We start from the raw sequence: 16554 nt of genomic DNA on the forward strand, positions 1-16554 counted from the left end.
GCATGAACCTGGTGACCGGCGATTACGCCCGCCAGAAGAGTGCCGCCACCGCCGGCGTGCGACCCGAGCACCTGACGCTGTCGAAAGAAACCGGCCTCTGGCAGGGCAAGGTCACGGTTGCCGAACATCTCGGCTCCGACACCTTCCTCCACCTCGATGTCGCAGGCATCGGCCCGATCACCGCCAGAACCGACGGCGAATTCGAATGCAGACACGGCGATACCGTCTTCATCACACCGGATGATACCAAAATCCACAGGTTCGATGATAAGGGCATCGCGATATCGGCCTGAGGTCAGGCCTCGCCGATCCTGACACCGTTTCTGTTAAAGACATGAAGCCGTTCCTGCGGGAAACCGACCCGCAGGGACTTGCCCGGCTGCAACAGTGCCCGATCAGACGAAAACAGCTTGAAGGGCAATCCATGCACGGTCAGATGCAGAATGATGCCGAGACCCGTCGGCTCGACGAGATCGACGGTCGCCTCGACAGCTCCATCCGCAGGCGAAACGGTGACATGTTCCGGCCGGATACCGAGTGTCACAGGTTCGCCATCGGCGAGCTTCACATCGCGGCCGAGTTCGAGGCGCGTGCCATCGCCGAGCACGACGAAACTGCCGCCATTCTCCCGTCCGAGCCGTCCTTCCAGAAAATTCATGCCTGGCGAACCGATGAAACCGGCGACGAACAGATTGGCGGGGCGATCGTAAAGATCAAGTGGCGCGCCGATCTGTTGCACGTGGCCGGCATTCATCGCAACGATACGGGAGGCAAGCGTCATCGCCTCGATCTGGTCATGGGTAACGTAAACGGAGGTGGCGCCAAGATCGGCATGCATGCGCTTGATTTCGGCCCGCATCTGCTCGCGAAGCCGCGCATCGAGGTTGGAGAGCGGTTCGTCGAACAGAAAGGCCTTAGGCTGGCGCACGATGGCGCGTCCCATGGCGACGCGCTGGCGCTGGCCGCCGGAAAGCGCCTTCGGACGACGCGCCAAGTATGGGTCGAGACCAAGCTTTGCGGAGGCACCGGCCACGGCCGCCGCGATGGTTTCCTTGGTGCTGCGGCGCAGGCGCAGGCTGTAGCTCATATTGTCGGCGACGCTCATATGCGGATAAAGCGCATAGGACTGGAACACCATGGCGATATCCCGGTCCTTGGGCTTTCGGTCGTTGACGCGCTCGCCGTCGATGGTCAATTCGCCCGCTGAAATCTCTTCCAGACCGGCGATCATGCGCAAAAGCGTCGATTTTCCGCAGCCGGACGGGCCGACGAGGACGATGAATTCGCCGTCCTCGATCTTCAGATCGACCCCGTGAAGGACCGCAAGGTCGCCATAGGTCTTGCCGACATTCTTCAGCTCGATGGAAGCCATGGAATTATCCTTTCACCGCGCCGGCCGTCAGGCCCTGCACGAGATAACGTTGAATGAGCAGGAAGAAGAGGCAGGCCGGAATGAGCGCCAGAACGCCTGCGGCCATCATCTGCCCGAAATCGACGGAAAATTTGGAAACGAAGGTCAACAGCCCGACCGGGAAGGTGGCGCTCTGGTTGCCCGAAATCAGCATCAGCGCAAAAAGCAGCTCGCTCCACGCGGCGGTGAAGACGAAGCCGAGCGTTGCAGCGATACCCGGCAGTGTCAGCGGCAGGATGATCTGGCGGAAGGCCGTGAAGCGGCTTGCCCCGTCGATCATCGCTGCCTCTTCCAGATCCTTCGGAATACCGTCAAAGAAGGACTGCATTAGGAAAGTGGCAAACGGCACGTTGAAGGCGGTGTAGACGATGACGAGACCGGTCAGGCTGTTGGTGAGGCCGAGCGGTGACAGCATCTTGAAGATCGGCGCAACCAGCATGACCAGCGGAAACATCTGGGTAATCAGCATCAGCGCCACGATCCAGTATTTGCCCTTGAAGCGGAACCGCGACAGCGCATAACCTGACAGTGACGAGAGTACCGTGACGGCAAGTGCCGTAGAGCCGGCCACGATGACACTATTCTTAAAAAACGTCGGGAAGGCACTGTTTTCTATGACGTACCGATAATGATCCAGCGTGGCGTGCGACGGCCACATCCGCACGCCTTCGCTATAAAGCAGGTCATTCGGCGTAACCGAGACCTTGAGCAGCCAGAACAGTGGAAACAGCGCAAAGACGATATAGGCAAGGATCGCGAGGCGATGGGCAAGGGTGAGGAATATCCTTGATGTCATCGGTCAGTCCTTCTCGATAAGGCGTTGGCGCAGGAGCACGATGAGCATGGAATAGGCCAGAAGTAGCACCAGAAGCACCAGCGCGATGGCCGAGGCATAACCGAAATCGAGCCGCCGGAAGGCCTGCGTGAAGATGTAGCTGGCGACGATCTGGGTGCGGTCTGCCGGTCCGCCATTGGTCATGACGATGATGAGATCGGCAAAATTGGCGATCCAGACGGTGCGCAGCAAAACGGTGATGGCGATGGTGGGTGCGAGAAATGGCAGGGTGATGGAGGTGAAGCGCTGCAACGGGTTTGCCCCATCGATGGAAGCGGCCTCATAAAGATCACGCGGGATCGCCTGAAGTGCGGCAAGCAATGTGATGGCAAAGAAGGGAATGCCCCACCAGACATTGGCGATGATCGGGCCCCACATGGCAAGATGCGGATCGGCGAGAATATTGTTGGGCGCGGAGAGAAGCCCGAGCGAGACCATCCAGTGCGGCAGCGGTCCTATGACCGGATTGAACAGCCATGCCCAGTTGAGACCGGCGAGGAAGGTTGGAACCGCCCATGGCAGAAACACCAGCGCCTGCGCCAGCCCCCTGCCCGCGAAAGGCTTGTCCAGCAGCAGCGCCAGAATGAGGCCGAAGAAAAATTGCAGGAACACTGAAGCACCGGTCCACCACAGCGTGTTCTTCAGTGCCCGGTAAAAGGCCGCGTCCTGCGACAAGGCTTCGAAATGTTTCAGGCCGACGAAGCCGCCGGAAAAAGGATTGAGCAGTTGCACATCGCGAAATGCATAGGACAGGCCGAGCACCAGCGGCACCAGCATGACGGCAACGATGAGGACGAGCACAGGCGCGCTATAGAGCCAGGGTTCGGCCCAGTCAGCAAAACGCCGCATTGCCGGCTTGCCGGCGCGGTTGCGCGAGGCCACGGGTCCGGCGCCATGGGCATAGGACATGATTGATCGCTCCTGATCGGACGGCGGGGCGGACAGGTTTTTCTAATGCTTCTGGCCAGCCGGTCCGCACGTTTTGAAATGGGGTCTGCCGTTTGAGACAGCCCGCAAGAACGGCCGCGCGGGTTCAAACCTCGCGCGGCCGACCGTGTCGGTTTATTTGGAGGCCAGGAACTTCTGCTGCGCCTTCGTCATGTAGTCTGCCCATTGCTTGGCGAGGTCTTCCGGCGAGATATCGCCAAGGAGCGCTTCCTGCGATGTCTTGATAACAAGCGAATCCTTGAAGAAGGCGAATTCTTCAAGATAGGTCGGCATCTTCGTCGGCACGGCGTTCTTGTCCGCCAGTTCGTCGAACCAGCCCTTGAACTGCTCGCTGGCATAGAAGGGGTCCTTCTCCGCCGACTTGTGCACCGGCAGCGCGCCCGTCTTCTTGTTCCACTCGATATTGCCTTCCGGCCCTTCGAGCGTCTCGACCAGTTTCCAGGAGAGGTCCTTGTTGGCGGATGCCGACATGATCGACCAGCCGGCGAAACCGATGGTCGGGAAAGTCTTGCCATCAGGTCCCTTCGGCATGGTCATGACGCCGAAATCCTCCGGCTTCATGCGCTGGGCAATGGCGATAAGGGCGTCCGGGTCTTGATCGAGGAAGGCACAGGTGCCGGAATAAAAGCCCGCAACGATCTCGTTGAAGCCCCAGTTGACGCTGTCCTTTGGCGCCAACCCGTTCTTGTAGAGATCAATCACATAAGTCAGACCCTTGACCCAGCCGGGGCTGTCGAAGGTGGAGGCGCCGTCCTTGGTGAAGAAGTCGTTGGAACCCGCCATGGACGCGCCGAACATGACCCAGCCGTTAAGCCCGCCCGGGCCGCCGCGCAGGCAATAGCCATATTTGCCGGGAAGCGCCGCGACCTTCTTCGAGGCGTCGGCGAATTCGTCGAGCGTCTTCGGCAACTCCTTCACGCCAGCCTGTTCCAGCAGTTTCTTGTTGTAGAACATGGCCCGCAGATAAAAGCCGTAGGGCAGCATATAGGCCGTGTTCTTCACATCACGGCCGAGTTCCAGCGTGCGCTCGCTCAGATCTTTGGTGTACTCCCACTTGGCGAGATACGGCTCGAGGCTTTCGAGCATGCCGTTATTGGCATAAAGCGAAAGCCAGGTGTCGGGCATTTCCATCACATCAGGCACATCGCCGGCAGAGACCATCGTTGCAAATTTCTGGAAGGCTTCACTCCAGGGCAAAGAGATGATCTCCACCTTGGTGCCGGGATTGGCGCTTTCGAACTTCGAGACGATGCCCTTCAGCGTTTCCGTCCGCTCGGGACTTGTAATGACTTCGACCAGTTTCAAGGTCGTATCCGCCAGCGCCGTTCCGGTCATCAGGGCGGTGAAGATTGCTGCTGCTACCAGTTTTTTCATGTCGTTCTCCCCTTTTATAGTCAGCTTTAAAACGCGTCAGGCGGCGGTGGAGGCCGCCTTGATCGCGGGTTCGAGATCGTTCCAGAGCGCTTCCGTGCCCTCCAGTCCGACATGCAGGCGCACCGAACGCGCGCTGATGCCGAACGTGTGGGCAGAGTTCGGCTGCGCCTTCTGTTCAAGCACCACTTCACCGGGGACAATCAGGCTTTCGTGCCCGCCCCAGGAAACACCTAGTTTGAAAAGCTTGAGGCGGTCGGCAAAGGCGCGCACATCCACCCCTTCCTTGAAAATGAAGGAAAACAGGCCGGACGTGCCGTTGAGGCCCGGCGGCAGACGGTTCGCCAGCCCCGGATGGCAAACCTTTTCCACCACATCGAGCGCCTGCAGGCGGCTTGCAATATCCAGCGCCGATGCCTGATGCGCCTTCATACGCAGCGGCAGGGTGCGCAAACCACGGATGAGCAGCCACGCATCGAAGGGTGACATCTTGCCGCCGAGATAGGGATAGGTCTCCGCCCGGATGCGGTCGATCATCGCCTTGGAACCGGCAACCACGCCGGATACCACATCGCTGTGCCCGCCAAGATATTTCGACGCCGAATGCACGACGAGATCGACGCCGAGCGAGATCGGCTGCTGGAAGACCGGGCTTGCCCACGAATTATCGATGACGGTGACGGCGCCATGGCGCTTGCCAATCGCGGCGAGTGCACCGACATCATGGGCCTCCATCACCCAGCTGGTCGGGCTTTCCATATAGAAAAGCTTCGCGCCCGGCATAGCCTTTTCAACCGCCGCCTCGTCGCGGCCGTCGACATAGACCACCTCGATATTCATCCGCTGCATGAAGGTTCCAAACAGGCGAAACGCATCGGGATAGACATGGCGCACCGCGACGATGCGGTCGCCCGGAGACACGAAGGAGAGCACGGTGGACGAAATGGCGGACATGCCGCTTGCAAAACCGAGCGCATCTTCCGCACCCTCCAGCTTTGCCAGCATTTCCTCGAACAGGCGAACTGTGGGATTCAGCCCGCGCGTATAAACTGGCCGCACCTTTTCGCCGCGATAGGTGGACACCATTTCGTCATAGCTGGAAAAGGTGAAAAGCGAGGTCTGCACAAGCGGCGGCACCACGGCTTCGAAAGCGTGGGTCTCGTCATGCGCGACGATCAGGGAGGCGGGATCGAAGAGATCGTTGCCTTGGTTCATTTCGACATGTCCTTGATATCCTCCTCGACGACGGCGAGGATTTTCAGTGTTTCTTCACGGGCGGTCTCCGCATCGCCGGCGGCGATGGCGTTGAACAGCGTGCGATGAAAGGGAAAGGAGCGGCCGGCGAAATCCGGACGGTCGAACGGCTTTGACCAGAAACGCTCGAAACCTTCGCGCATCTGCTCCAGAAGCTGCTTGAAAAGCGTATTGTGGGTGGCCTCGTAAATCGAAAGATGGAAGGCAAGATCGGCCTTGCCGGAGGTTCCTTCGGCCAGATGCACACGCTCCATCTCATCGAGCCGCGCTTCCATGGTGACAATATCCTCGACTGTCCGGCGGCGGGCAGCGGCCATGGAGGCCTCCACCTCGATGCCGCGCCGCACTTCCAGCGTCATCAACAACGCGTCGCGCAGGCTTTCGGCATCGATAGAGATCGGCATATGCACGGTGGCGGCAGAGATCGGCTTCAGCAGATAATTGCCGCTGCCCTTGCGGCAGTCGATGACGCCCAACGCCTGAAATTTGCGGATAACTTCGCGAATGGTGGAGCGACCGACACCCAGCGCTACCATCAGTTCGCGCTCAGCCGGCAGCCGGTCTCCAGCCTTCAGCCCCGCCCGCTCGACATAGTCGGAAAGTGCGGCCTCGACCTGGCGCACGCGGTCGCTCGGCGGAATAGGCTGCATCAGTTGGTGACTGGATCTGTCCAAGACGTATCCCTTAAATTGGTCTGACATCTTACCATTTCAAAGGGTAAATCGATTGTCAACAGGGGAAGGAGAAGAAGGGGGATCGCCCAAAAAAAAGAAGGTGACGCAAGTCACCCTCCCCAAGATCATACGAAACCGCGCGTCTTACTGGGTAAGAACAGCCGCCTTGATGGTATCGATATTGTGGTTGATCATATCGATATAGGTCGCGGCCGGACCATCGGCCGTGGAGAGCGCATCGGAATAAAGCGTGCCGCCAACCTTCAGGCCGGTTTCCTTGGCAATCTGGTCCATCAACCGCTTGTCGGTGATATTTTCGACGAAGATCGCCGAGGCTTTGTCGTGCCTGATCTGATCCACCAGCTTGGCAACATCCGCGGCAGAAGCTTCGGAGTCCGTCGAGATACCCTCCGGCGCCAGGAATTCGAGACCATAGGCATGCTCGAAATAACCGAAGGCATCATGCGAAGTGATGATGGTGCGCTTTTCCGGAGGAATGGCGGCGATCTCGGTTTTCACCTTTTCGTTAAGGGTGGCAAGCTTGGCGATATAGGCCTGCGAATTGGCGGTGTAAGTGGCGCAACCGGCCTTGTCGACCTCGCAAAATGCGCCAGCGATATTCTTCACGTAGATTTCCGCGTTCTTGATCGACTGCCAGGCATGCGGATCGAATTCGCCATGATGGTGTCCCTCATGGTCATGCGCTTCCGCGGTTTCATGGCTGTGGCCGGCCTCTTCCGCCTTGTGGTCGTGGCCTTCCTCTTCCTCGGCTTCCGGATGGGCGTGACCGGCCGGTTCTTCGGAGAGCTTGAGCGGCTGCACGCCCTTGGTTAGTTCCACCACCGGCGCCTTGGTGCCGCTGGTATCGATCAACCGCTTCAGGAAGCCTTCGAATGCAAGGCCGTTCACCAACACCACATCCGCCTTGCTGACGGCAACGGCATCGGCCGGGCGCGGCTCGTAGACATGCGCATCGCCATCCGGCCCGACGATGGTCGTGATATCGACGCGGTTGCCGCCGACATTTTTCGCGAAGTCGGCGATGATCGAGAAGCTGGCTACGACCTTGAGTTCGGCAGCCGTTGCCTGCGCCATCAGGACCGGGGAAAGGGAGAGAATGCTTGCGCAGGTGGCAAGACGAATGGTTCTGAACATGAAAGGGTCTCCTTTTTTCAAACGCTGTTTTCAGGCCGTTCTGTGACGGCCGGAACCGAGAAGATCGCGAAGCACACCACGTGTGCCGACGATGATGGACAGGACATAGATGACGCCTGCCGAAAGGATGATCGCCGGACCTGATGGCAGCGACGCGTGATAGGATAAAAGCAGGCCCGCAAAGCACGAGACCATGCCGATGCCGATCGAGATGAAGCACATGGGCGCGACGCGGTTGGACCAGAAGCGGCTGGCAGCGGCGGGCAGCATCATCAGACCGACGGAAAGCAGGGTACCGAGTGCCTGAAACCCGCCAACCAGATTGAGGACGACGATGGCGAGGAAGAGGAAGTGTACCGGACTGCCCCAGTTGCTGACGGAGCGCAGAAACAGTGGATCGAGGCATTCCGCCAGCAACGCCCGCCAGAACACCGTCATCACCACCAGCGTGACAACGCAGATACCGCCGATCAGGCCGAGCGCTTCATTGTTCAGCGCCAGCACCGTGCCGAAAAGTACATGCATGAGATCGACACTGGAGCCGCGCCATGAGACGAGCAGCACGCCGAGCGCCAGCGAAATGAGATAAAAGGCGGCAAGCGAGGCGTCTTCCTTCTGGATGGTGAAGCGCGACACCGCGCCCGCCCCGAGTGCGACCAGAAGGCCAACAACCAGCCCGCCGATAGTCATCGGCAGAATCTCCAGTCCATAAAAAAGAAAGCCGACTGCAGCGCCCGGTAAAATGGCGTGTGCCATGGCATCGCCCGTCAGGCTCATGCGGCGCAGCATGAGAAACACCCCGACCGGCCCGCAACTGACAGCAAGGATCAAGGCGCCAGCAAGCGCTCGCTGCATGAAGACATACTGGATGAATGGTTCGATGAAGATATCAGACATGGATATGCGAATGGGCCTGAGAGTGTTTGGGGAAATGCTGCAGCTTTTCCACTGGGTCGGCGTCGTCTGTCGTTTCCGTGGGTCCGCACCAGGGGGCGTCACCGTCCCATGCCTCGTGAAACCGCTGTGCCTGCTGCAACGTTTCGGGCCGCAGAACTTCCCGCGTCGGGCCAAAACCCACCAGCCGTCTGGCGAGCAGAAGAGTTTGCGGGAAATGCTGGCGCACCAGTTCGTAATCGTGAAGAACAGCCAGAACCGTGCGCCCCTCCGCAACCCATGTCTTGATCAGCACCATGAGGTCGGCGACGGTGCGCTCATCGACGGCATTGAAGGGTTCATCCAGCAGGATCAGCTGCGCATCCTGCAACATAGCTCGGGCGAACAGAGCGCGCTGCATCTGGCCACCGGAGAGTGAATCGATGTTGCGCTTTTCAAAACCGGAAAGCCCGACGGCCTCCAGCACATCACCCATCGCTGCCCGGTCCGACTGGCGATGGCGGCCGAGTAGGCCACGTTTCGGCCAGAGACCGAGCGCAACCAGATCTCGTACCTGCGCCGGAAAGGAGCGGTCGAGCTCCGATTGCTGCGGCAGATAAGCGACGGAAACGCTTGGGCTAACCCGACATTCACCGCCGAGCGGTTTCAGAATGCCCGCAATGCCCTTCATCAGCGTCGATTTTCCCGACCCGTTGGCGCCGACGACAGCCGTGAGCGAGCCTTTGGCAATATCACCATCAAGGTGATGCACCGCCGCGCGGCCGGCATATCCAAGTGTCAGATTTTTAAAGGCAAGGCACGGATCGCTCATCGTCCCCTCCGGGGCAGGATTTCATTCGTTAGCTCTTGATATGTAATGTTATTACATCCGTCAAACGAATACGTAATGAAATAACATTAAATCCCGTCCATGTTCGTGGGTCTGAAACCGCACAACAAAGGACGGTTGACAAATGGATATCTTGTTATGTTATTACATTACACATGATGCGTTCCAGGAATTATCCCTCCGCCAATGAGGCTATTCTCTAGTCCGTGCCCGATGTCATCGATAACGAGGTCCCATGTCGAAAAAACTTCCCGTCACCGTCCTGTCCGGCTTTCTCGGCGTCGGCAAGACGACGCTTCTGAACCATATTCTCGCCAACCGCGATGGCTTGCGGGTCGCGCTGATCGTCAACGACATGAGCGAGATCAATATCGATGCCGCACTGGTGCGCGATGGTGGCGCCAATCTTTCGCGCACCGAGGAACAGCTTGTGGAAATGACCAATGGCTGCATCTGTTGCACGCTGCGCGACGACCTTCTGAATGAGGTGCGGGCGCTCGCCGAACAGGGCCGTTTCGATTATCTGCTGATCGAATCCACCGGCATCGCCGAGCCGCTTCCGGTGGCCGCGACCTTCGATTTTCGTGACGAGAACGGCCGCAGCCTTTCCGATGTCGCGCATCTGGACACGATGGTGACGGTGGTGGATGCCGCCAACCTTCTTCATGATTACGGCTCCTCCGATTTTCTGGCCGACCGGGGCGAGACGGCGGGCGATGGCGACAACCGCACCATTGTCGATCTTCTGGTGGAACAGATCGAATTCGCGGATGTCGTCGTCCTCAACAAGGTTGGCATTGCTACACCGGAGGAGCGCGACGCCGCCCGCAAGATTATCGTCGGGCTGAACCCGGATGCGAAACTCATCGAGGCGGATTTTGGCAAGGTGGAGCTGAAAGAAGTGCTGGGCACTGGCCGTTTCGACTTTGCGAAGGCCGAGGAACATCCCCTGTGGTTCAAGGAACTGCACGGTTTCAAGGACCATATTCCCGAGACCGAGGAATATGGCATCCGCTCATTTGTCTATCGCGCCAAAAAACCGTTCGATCCCGTGCTGTTCCAGCGCTTCATCGACCGCGCCTGGCCGGGCGTCGTGCGCGCCAAGGGGTTCTTCTGGCTGGCCACCCGGCCGGATTATGTGGGTGAGATCAGCCAGGCGGGCGCGCTGGTGCGCACCGGTAAGATGGGTCTGTGGTGGTCGGCTGTGCCCAAGGAACAATGGCCGCGCGAACAGCAGTTCCTCGACATGATGAAGCCCTATCTCGACCCAGTCTTCGGCGACCGCAGGCAGGAAATCGTCTTCATCGGTTCTGATCCAATGAGCGAAGCACGCATCCGCGCCCAGCTCGATGCCTGCCTGATCGACACCGAGACCTTCACGCCCGACGCATGGCGGCACCTGCCCGACCCCTTCGCCAGCTGGGACCGGCAGGCGGCTTGATTGAAAGACGCCGTCTTGTTCGGATGAGACGAAACACCCGTACTCAGTCACCTTCACGGCGCAGACGCGCCATGAGGGTGACTGATCTAGTCCGGCATGACGAGGAGAGGTCTCAAAGAAAATTCAGCGTCACCAGCGTCAGCAAGAGATAACGTCCCACCTTGGCGATGGTGACGAGCAGCAGAAAAACCGGCAGCGGCTCTTTCATGATGCCGGCCGCAACCGTCAGCGGGTCACCGATCAGCGGTGCCCAGCTGAGAAGAAGTGACCATCTTCCGTAACGCCTGTACCAGTTCTGCGCCCTTTGCAACGCGGCTTCCCCGACGGGAAACCAGCACCTGTGCCGGAAACGCTCGATGCCGCGACCGAGCAGCCAGTTGATGAAGGAACCGGCGACATTGCCGGCACTGGCCACCAGAACCAGCAGCCAGACGGGTTGGGATTTCAGAAGAATAAGTCCGGCAAGTGCTGCCTCCGACTGCATGGGCAGGATGGTTGCCGCGATAAACGCCGTCAGAAACAAACCCGCATATACCGCCAGATCGGCCATTCCCTATCCTTCACCCTCCGCGAATCTCGCGGTCGCCCCTGAAGTGCCGGATGACGACGCCTGCCGTCAAGCGCAGCGATGCGTCTAGACAATATCGCACTTGAGCAGCGCATTTCGCACACCATGGACGTAACCACACGAGAAAACCGAAATGCCCGCGAAATGGAACAATAAAATTGTTTCCTTCACTTTCGTTTCAATCGTTCCACGTTCTATTGCATTTTCATTAGAGTTCGCTTTAAATCAGATCGCTAATGCAGAAAAGGTCGCCCGCAGCCGGATCGAGGAGGAAAGGCTGCAATAAGGGCATGTATCTTTTACTGTTTTTGAAACGGGAGGAATCACCTTGAAAAAACTCAGCTACCGCCTTGCTGCGGCATCCGCGCTTTCGTTTTTTGTCACATCGAATGCATTCGCTGCGACGGAGATCCAATGGTGGCACGCCATGACCGGCGCCAATAACGAGGTCGTGGACGCGCTTGCGAAAGAGTTCAACGACAGCCAGAAAGACTACAAGATCATGCCCGTCTTCAAGGGCACCTATCCGGAAACCCTGAATGCCGGCATTGCCGCATTCCGCGCCAAGCAGCCGCCGGCGATCATTCAGGTCTTCGATGCCGGTTCGGGTGTGATGATGGGTGCCGCCGGCGCGATCAAACCGGTGGCCGACGTGCTGAAGGAAGGCGGTTATACCTTCAACAAGGACGAATATCTGGCCGGCATCGTCGCCTACTATTCCAAACCTGACGGCACCATGCTGTCCTTCCCCTACAATTCGTCCTCGCCGATCCTCTATTACAACAAGGATACCTTCCAGAAGGCGGGCCTCGATCCGGCCAATCCGCCGAAGACCTGGCCCGAGGTTTTCGAAGCCGCCAGGAAGATCAAGACCAGCGGTGCTGCGCAGTGCGGCTTCACCTCGACGTGGCTCACCTGGATCCAGACCGAGAACTTCGCTGCCTGGAACAACGTCTCCTATGGCAGCAATGAAAACGGACTGGGCGGCACCGATGTGAAGCTTGCGGTCAACGCGCCGCTCTTCGTCGAACACTTCCAGGCCATCGCCGATCTTGCGAAAGATGGCGTCTTCCGTTACGGCGGCCGCACCTCCGAGGCCAAGCAACTGTTCATGTCGGGCGAATGCGGCATCCTGACCGAATCTTCGGGCGGCCTTGGCGACATCGTCAAGACCGGCATGAACTACGGCATCGGCCAGCTTCCCTATTATGAAGGCCATGGCCCGCAGAACACCATTCCCGGCGGCGCCAGCCTCTGGGTCTTCGGCGGCAAGAGCGATGCCGAATACAAGGGTGTGGCCGAGTTCTTCCATTTTCTCTCACAGACCAAGATCCAGTCGCGCCTGCATCAGGTCTCCGGCTATATGCCGGTGACGATCGCGGCCTATGAGGAAACCAAGAAATCCGGCTTCTACGACAAGAACCCCGCCCGCGAGACGCCGCTTCTGCAGATGATGGGCAAGCCGCCGACGGAAAACTCCAAGGGCGTGCGCCTCGTGAACCTTCCACAGGTGCGCGACATCATGAACGAGGAGTACGAGGCGATGCTGGCAGGCAAGCAGGACGCAAAAACGGCGCTCGACAAGATTGTCACGCGCGGTGATGCGGCCATCAAGCAGGCCAACGGCAACTAAGCGACCCCTGCCCCCGCCCGCATCCCTAATCCGGTGCGGGCGGCGTTCCCATTTTATCAGGAGATCGCCGTGCAAAGCGTCGTATTCCCCAACAAGATCCTGCCCTATCTGCTGGTCGCCCCGCAGATCATCCTGACGGTGATCTTTTTCTTCTGGCCCGCAAGTCAGGCGCTCTACCAGTCGATGATGCGCGAGGACGCCTTCGGGCTGAGCAGCAATTTCGTCGGGCTGGCCAATTTTTCCGCAGTACTTTCGGACGAAAGTTATCTGAACTCCCTGCACGTCACGGTCATCTTCAGCGTGCTGACAGCGCTCGTCTCCATGGGACTGGCATTGCTTCTGGCGACGGCGGCAGACCGCGTGGTGCGCGGCAAGGGTTTTTATCGCACCATGATGATCATGCCCTATGCGGTGGCACCTGCCGTCGCCGGCATGTTGTGGCTGTTCATGTTCAACCCGGCCATGGGAACCTTCTCCTACATCCTGCGCCGCAACGGCATCATGTGGGATCCGCTGCTCAACGGCAATCAGGCCATGTCGCTGGTAGTCGCCGCCGCCGCATGGAAGCAGATCAGTTACAATTTCCTGTTTTTTGTCGCAGGCTTACAGGCAATTCCTAAGTCATTGCTGGAGGCGGCTTCCATTGACGGTGCGCGCGGTGCGCGGCGCTTCTGGACCATCGTTTTCCCGCTGCTTGCGCCGACAACCTTCTTCCTGCTGGTCGTCAACACGGTTTACGCCTTCTTCGACACCTTCGGCATCATCCATGCGGTGACCGGCGGCGGTCCCGCCAAGGCGACGGAAACACTGGTCTACAAGGTCTATAATGATGGCTTCGTGAACCTGAACCTCGGCTCTTCCGCCGCGCAATCCGTCATCCTTATGGTGATCGTCATTGCGCTGACCGCCTTCCAGTTCCGCTTCGTTGAGAAGCGCGTGCATTACGGCTGAGGATTTCCTGATGATTGAAAATCGCCCGGTCGCCCGCGTGATCGCCCATCTGATGCTGGTGCTCGGCATCATCATCGTGGCCTTCCCGATCTATTACACCTTCATCGCGTCATCCATGACGTCGAACGACATCATCCGCCCACCGATGTCGCTGCTGCCCGGCGACCATCTCAGCGAGAACTACACCGAGGCCATGGTCGGCGGCGTCGAAAGGGTGGTTGGCGTCAGCCTTGAACGGCTGCTGTTCAACAGCTTCGTGGTCGCGCTGGCCATCGCCATCGGCAAGATCGTCATTTCGTTCCTGTCGGCCTTCGCCATCGTGTTTTTCCGCTTTCCCTTCCGCATGGGCTTTTTCTGGATGATCTTCATCACGCTCATGCTGCCAGTGGAGGTGCGCATCCTGCCCACCTACAAGGTCATCGTCGATCTCGGGTTGATCGACACCTATGCGGGACTGACGCTGCCGTTGATGGCGTCCGCGACGGCGACCTTCCTGTTCCGGCAGTTCTTCCTGACCATTCCCGGCGAAATGGTCGAGGCGGCGCGCATCGACAATGCAGGGCCGTTCCGCTTCATGCGCGATATCCTGCTGCCGCTGTCGAAAACCAATATCGCCGCTCTTTTCGTGATCCTGTTCATCTATGGCTGGACCCAATATCTCTGGCCGTTGCTCGTCACCAACGACGCCAAGATGAACACGATCATCATTGGCCTCAAGCGCATGGTGGATTTCACCGACGCTTCGACGCCCTGGAATTATGTGATGGTGACGGCGATCCTCGCCATCATCCCCCCTATTATCGTTGTGGTGCTGATGCAGCGCTGGTTCGTCAAAGGTTTGGTGGAGACCGAGAAGTAATGGCAAAAATTGCGCTGAAAGACGTCCGCAAGGTTTACGGCGGTAATGTCGACGCCATCAAGGGCGTATCGATGGAGATCGCCGACGGCGAGATGATCGTGCTGGTCGGCCCCTCCGGCTGCGGAAAATCGACATTGCTGCGCATGATCGCCGGGCTGGAAAGTATATCGGGCGGTGAGATCGTCATCGGCGACCGCGTCGTCAATGATCTCGAACCGTCGGACCGTGACATCGCCATGGTGTTCCAGAACTATGCGCTTTATCCACATATGACGGTGCGCCAGAACCTTGCCTATGGCCTGAAGAACCGAAACACACCGAAGGACGAGATCGAGCGGCGTATCACCGAGGCGGCCAAGGCGCTGGAAATCGAGCAATATCTGGAGCGCAGGCCGCGCCAGCTTTCCGGCGGTCAGCGTCAACGCGTTGCCATGGGCCGCGCCATCGTGCGCAAGCCTGCCGCTTTCCTCTTCGACGAGCCGCTGTCCAACCTTGATGCCAAGCTGCGTGTACAGATGCGCGTCGAAATCCGCCGTCTGCAACGCTCGCTCGCCACCACCAGCGTTTATGTGACCCATGACCAGATGGAGGCCATGACGCTGGCCGATCGTCTCGTGGTGCTGAATGCCGGCCGTATCGAGCAGATGGGCACACCGATCGAGCTTTACGAAAAACCCGCCACCACCTTCGTCGCCACCTTCATCGGCTCGCCATCCATGAACTTGCTGACCTACGGCGCGGCGGTAGCCAACAGTGCGTCCGGCTGGTCGGTGAACGGAACCGATGCACTGCCGCAAAACGTCGCCACGCTCGGCATCCGGCCGGAGGACATCACGCTGGCGGATGCAGAGCCAGCCGATGCCGCCTTCACCGGCACCGTGCAGGTGGACGCCGTGGAACTGGTGGGCGCGGAAAGCTATGTGCACGGCTCCTTCGCAGACGCCACCACCATCGTCTTCCGCGTTCCCGGCCGTTCACAGCTGGGCATCGGGCAGAACCTGCGGATTGCCGCACAGGCGAAGGATTTCCATTTGTTCGATGCGGCGGGCAAGCGGATTTAGGCTTACGACAGACAAGGAGACACCCGCCTCCCGGCGGGTGCTCGATCTACCACACCAGTTCCACCTGCGGCCGGCCGTTGGAGGTTTTTTCCACCGTGCGTCCTGACGTGTCGATGTTGCAGTGGATACGCTGCCGGAAAGCGGAGAAGCTTTCAAAGGTCACCACATCTACGGGATCGTCGAGATGCAGGGTCAGCCGGTAGCGTTCCGGGTCGCCGCCGAGCGCTTGCACGCCCAGCACGGAAGCCACGAAGGGCTGGCCGAGATAGAGGCCTTCTACCCGCGAACCCAGAAGATAGGGATTGAAGGCAGGGCGGTTTCCAGCCATGGCATGCAGGGTGTTCCAGTCGCGGAAGCCATATTGCGCGGCGATGAGTTCCAGCGCCTTTGAATGGGTGATTGCCTGCCCCTCTTCCTCAAGGGCGGCGCGCAGCCGTTTGGCCTGTTCTTTCAGTCCCTCAAGCGCGGGAAGCGGTTTGGACACGTTCATAACGGTTCTCCAATATGCGCATGCCGAATTTTCCGAAGGGGGTCCGCGTTGCCATCGACGACATGCAAGAACATGGGGATGACCGTTATTCTAAAAAGAGCTTCACCATGGGCGTAAACGCCTGCGGACGGCCGGGGCTCTTTTGCCCGTGGCCGTCCCTATAGCTCAGAAAGCGCCACC

The 16554-nt window shown here is 59.1% G+C and carries 17 protein-coding genes; 6 read left to right on the forward strand and 11 right to left on the reverse strand.

The annotated features are described in order from the left end of the window. On the forward strand, positions 1–293 hold a 293-nt coding region (locus RS75_RS14850), incomplete at its 5' end, for a TOBE domain-containing protein (protein WP_045021810.1). 2 nt (positions 294–295) lie between these two features. Here RS75_RS14850 and RS75_RS14855 read toward each other — a convergent pair. The 9 genes from RS75_RS14855 to aztA form a co-directional block, all read right to left on the reverse strand. Further along, positions 296–1372, reverse strand: a complete 1077-nt coding sequence (locus RS75_RS14855; RefSeq protein WP_045021811.1) for an ABC transporter ATP-binding protein — start codon at positions 1370–1372, stop codon at positions 296–298. Positions 1373–1376: 4 nt separating this feature from the next. Continuing rightward, complete coding sequence (locus RS75_RS14860) at positions 1377–2207, reverse strand: carbohydrate ABC transporter permease (protein WP_003510396.1); 831 nt, start codon at positions 2205–2207, stop codon at positions 1377–1379. Positions 2208–2210: 3 nt separating this feature from the next. Then, positions 2211–3155 (reverse strand): carbohydrate ABC transporter permease, encoded by a 945-nt coding sequence (locus tag RS75_RS14865; protein WP_045021812.1) that lies wholly within the window; start codon positions 3153–3155, stop codon positions 2211–2213. Positions 3156–3308: 153 nt separating this feature from the next. Beyond that, positions 3309–4568 carry an ABC transporter substrate-binding protein gene (locus tag RS75_RS14870; RefSeq protein ID WP_045021813.1) on the reverse strand — a complete coding sequence of 420 codons (1260 nt, stop codon included), beginning with the start codon at positions 4566–4568 and terminating at the stop codon, positions 3309–3311. Between the two features lie 36 nt (positions 4569–4604). Next, positions 4605–5780 (reverse strand): PLP-dependent transferase, encoded by a 1176-nt coding sequence (locus RS75_RS14875; RefSeq protein ID WP_045021814.1) that lies wholly within the window; start codon positions 5778–5780, stop codon positions 4605–4607. Continuing rightward, entirely contained in the window at positions 5777–6469 is a 693-nt protein-coding gene (locus RS75_RS14880; protein ID WP_045021815.1) for a FadR/GntR family transcriptional regulator, read from the reverse strand. The genes RS75_RS14875 and RS75_RS14880 overlap by 4 nt, the downstream gene beginning before the upstream one ends. 168 nt (positions 6470–6637) lie before the next feature. Beyond that, on the reverse strand, positions 6638–7648 hold the full coding sequence (aztC, locus tag RS75_RS14885; protein ID WP_045021816.1) for a zinc ABC transporter substrate-binding protein AztC: 1011 nt from the start codon (positions 7646–7648) through the stop codon (positions 6638–6640). 30 nt (positions 7649–7678) lie between these two features. After that, positions 7679–8545, reverse strand: a complete 867-nt coding sequence (aztB, locus tag RS75_RS14890) for a zinc ABC transporter permease AztB (RefSeq protein WP_045021817.1) — start codon at positions 8543–8545, stop codon at positions 7679–7681. After that, positions 8538–9353, reverse strand: coding sequence for a zinc ABC transporter ATP-binding protein AztA (gene aztA, locus RS75_RS14895; RefSeq protein ID WP_045021818.1), 816 nt, complete (start codon positions 9351–9353; stop codon positions 8538–8540). The genes aztB and aztA overlap by 8 nt, the downstream gene beginning before the upstream one ends. Before the next feature lie 253 nt (positions 9354–9606). Here aztA and RS75_RS14900 point away from each other — a divergent pair, with 253 nt between their 5' ends. Next, positions 9607–10812: a GTP-binding protein gene (locus RS75_RS14900; RefSeq protein ID WP_045021819.1), complete on the forward strand. Its 1206-nt coding sequence runs from the start codon at positions 9607–9609 to the stop codon at positions 10810–10812. A 112-nt stretch (positions 10813–10924) separates the two neighbouring features. Here RS75_RS14900 and RS75_RS14905 read toward each other — a convergent pair whose 3' ends face one another. Beyond that, positions 10925–11362, reverse strand: coding sequence for a YqaA family protein (locus tag RS75_RS14905; protein ID WP_045021820.1), 438 nt, complete (start codon positions 11360–11362; stop codon positions 10925–10927). Between the two features lie 340 nt (positions 11363–11702). Here RS75_RS14905 and ugpB point away from each other — a divergent pair, with 340 nt between their 5' ends. The 4 genes from ugpB (at position 11703) to RS75_RS14925 (ending at position 15884) form a co-directional block, all read left to right on the forward strand. Continuing rightward, the gene (gene ugpB, locus RS75_RS14910) at positions 11703–13013 is read left to right on the forward strand and encodes a sn-glycerol-3-phosphate ABC transporter substrate-binding protein UgpB (protein WP_200893643.1); all 1311 of its coding nucleotides are present in this window, start codon (positions 11703–11705) and stop codon (positions 13011–13013) included. Positions 13014–13082: 69 nt separating this feature from the next. Next, positions 13083–13964 carry a sn-glycerol-3-phosphate ABC transporter permease UgpA gene (ugpA, locus tag RS75_RS14915; RefSeq protein WP_045021822.1) on the forward strand — a complete coding sequence of 294 codons (882 nt, stop codon included), beginning with the start codon at positions 13083–13085 and terminating at the stop codon, positions 13962–13964. A gap of 10 nt (positions 13965–13974) precedes the next feature. Continuing rightward, on the forward strand, positions 13975–14823 hold the full coding sequence (gene ugpE, locus RS75_RS14920; protein WP_045021823.1) for a sn-glycerol-3-phosphate ABC transporter permease UgpE: 849 nt from the start codon (positions 13975–13977) through the stop codon (positions 14821–14823). Further along, entirely contained in the window at positions 14823–15884 is a 1062-nt protein-coding gene (locus tag RS75_RS14925) for a sn-glycerol-3-phosphate import ATP-binding protein UgpC (protein ID WP_045021824.1), read from the forward strand. The genes ugpE and RS75_RS14925 overlap by 1 nt, the downstream gene beginning before the upstream one ends. 46 nt (positions 15885–15930) lie before the next feature. Here the strand turns inward: RS75_RS14925 and RS75_RS14930 are convergent, their stop codons facing one another. After that, on the reverse strand, positions 15931–16374 hold the full coding sequence (locus RS75_RS14930) for a glyoxalase superfamily protein (RefSeq protein ID WP_045021825.1): 444 nt from the start codon (positions 16372–16374) through the stop codon (positions 15931–15933). Positions 16375–16554: the final 180 nt, after the last annotated feature.

This window comes from Rhizobium nepotum 39/7, assembly GCF_000949865.1.
GTDB lineage: Bacteria > Pseudomonadota > Alphaproteobacteria > Rhizobiales > Rhizobiaceae > Agrobacterium > Agrobacterium nepotum.

What these genes read in the sequence shown, in the direction of transcription:
- RS75_RS14855 (WP_045021811.1), bottom strand. Translation starts at nt 1,372, where the DNA reads ATGGCTTCCATCGAGCTGAAGAATGTCGGCAAGACCTATGGCGACCTT.
- RS75_RS14860 (WP_003510396.1), bottom strand. Translation starts at nt 2,207, where the DNA reads ATGACATCAAGGATATTCCTCACCCTTGCCCATCGCCTCGCGATCCTT.
- RS75_RS14865 (WP_045021812.1), bottom strand. Translation starts at nt 3,155, where the DNA reads ATGTCCTATGCCCATGGCGCCGGACCCGTGGCCTCGCGCAACCGCGCC.
- RS75_RS14870 (WP_045021813.1), bottom strand. Translation starts at nt 4,568, where the DNA reads ATGAAAAAACTGGTAGCAGCAGCAATCTTCACCGCCCTGATGACCGGA.
- RS75_RS14875 (WP_045021814.1), bottom strand. Translation starts at nt 5,780, where the DNA reads ATGAACCAAGGCAACGATCTCTTCGATCCCGCCTCCCTGATCGTCGCG.
- RS75_RS14880 (WP_045021815.1), bottom strand. Translation starts at nt 6,469, where the DNA reads ATGCAGCCTATTCCGCCGAGCGACCGCGTGCGCCAGGTCGAGGCCGCA.
- aztC (WP_045021816.1), bottom strand. Translation starts at nt 7,648, where the DNA reads ATGTTCAGAACCATTCGTCTTGCCACCTGCGCAAGCATTCTCTCCCTT.
- aztB (WP_045021817.1), bottom strand. Translation starts at nt 8,545, where the DNA reads ATGTCTGATATCTTCATCGAACCATTCATCCAGTATGTCTTCATGCAG.
- aztA (WP_045021818.1), bottom strand. Translation starts at nt 9,353, where the DNA reads ATGAGCGATCCGTGCCTTGCCTTTAAAAATCTGACACTTGGATATGCC.
- RS75_RS14900 (WP_045021819.1), top strand. Translation starts at nt 9,607, where the DNA reads ATGTCGAAAAAACTTCCCGTCACCGTCCTGTCCGGCTTTCTCGGCGTC.
- RS75_RS14905 (WP_045021820.1), bottom strand. Translation starts at nt 11,362, where the DNA reads ATGGCCGATCTGGCGGTATATGCGGGTTTGTTTCTGACGGCGTTTATC.
- ugpE (WP_045021823.1), top strand. Translation starts at nt 13,975, where the DNA reads ATGATTGAAAATCGCCCGGTCGCCCGCGTGATCGCCCATCTGATGCTG.
- RS75_RS14925 (WP_045021824.1), top strand. Translation starts at nt 14,823, where the DNA reads ATGGCAAAAATTGCGCTGAAAGACGTCCGCAAGGTTTACGGCGGTAAT.
- RS75_RS14930 (WP_045021825.1), bottom strand. Translation starts at nt 16,374, where the DNA reads ATGAACGTGTCCAAACCGCTTCCCGCGCTTGAGGGACTGAAAGAACAG.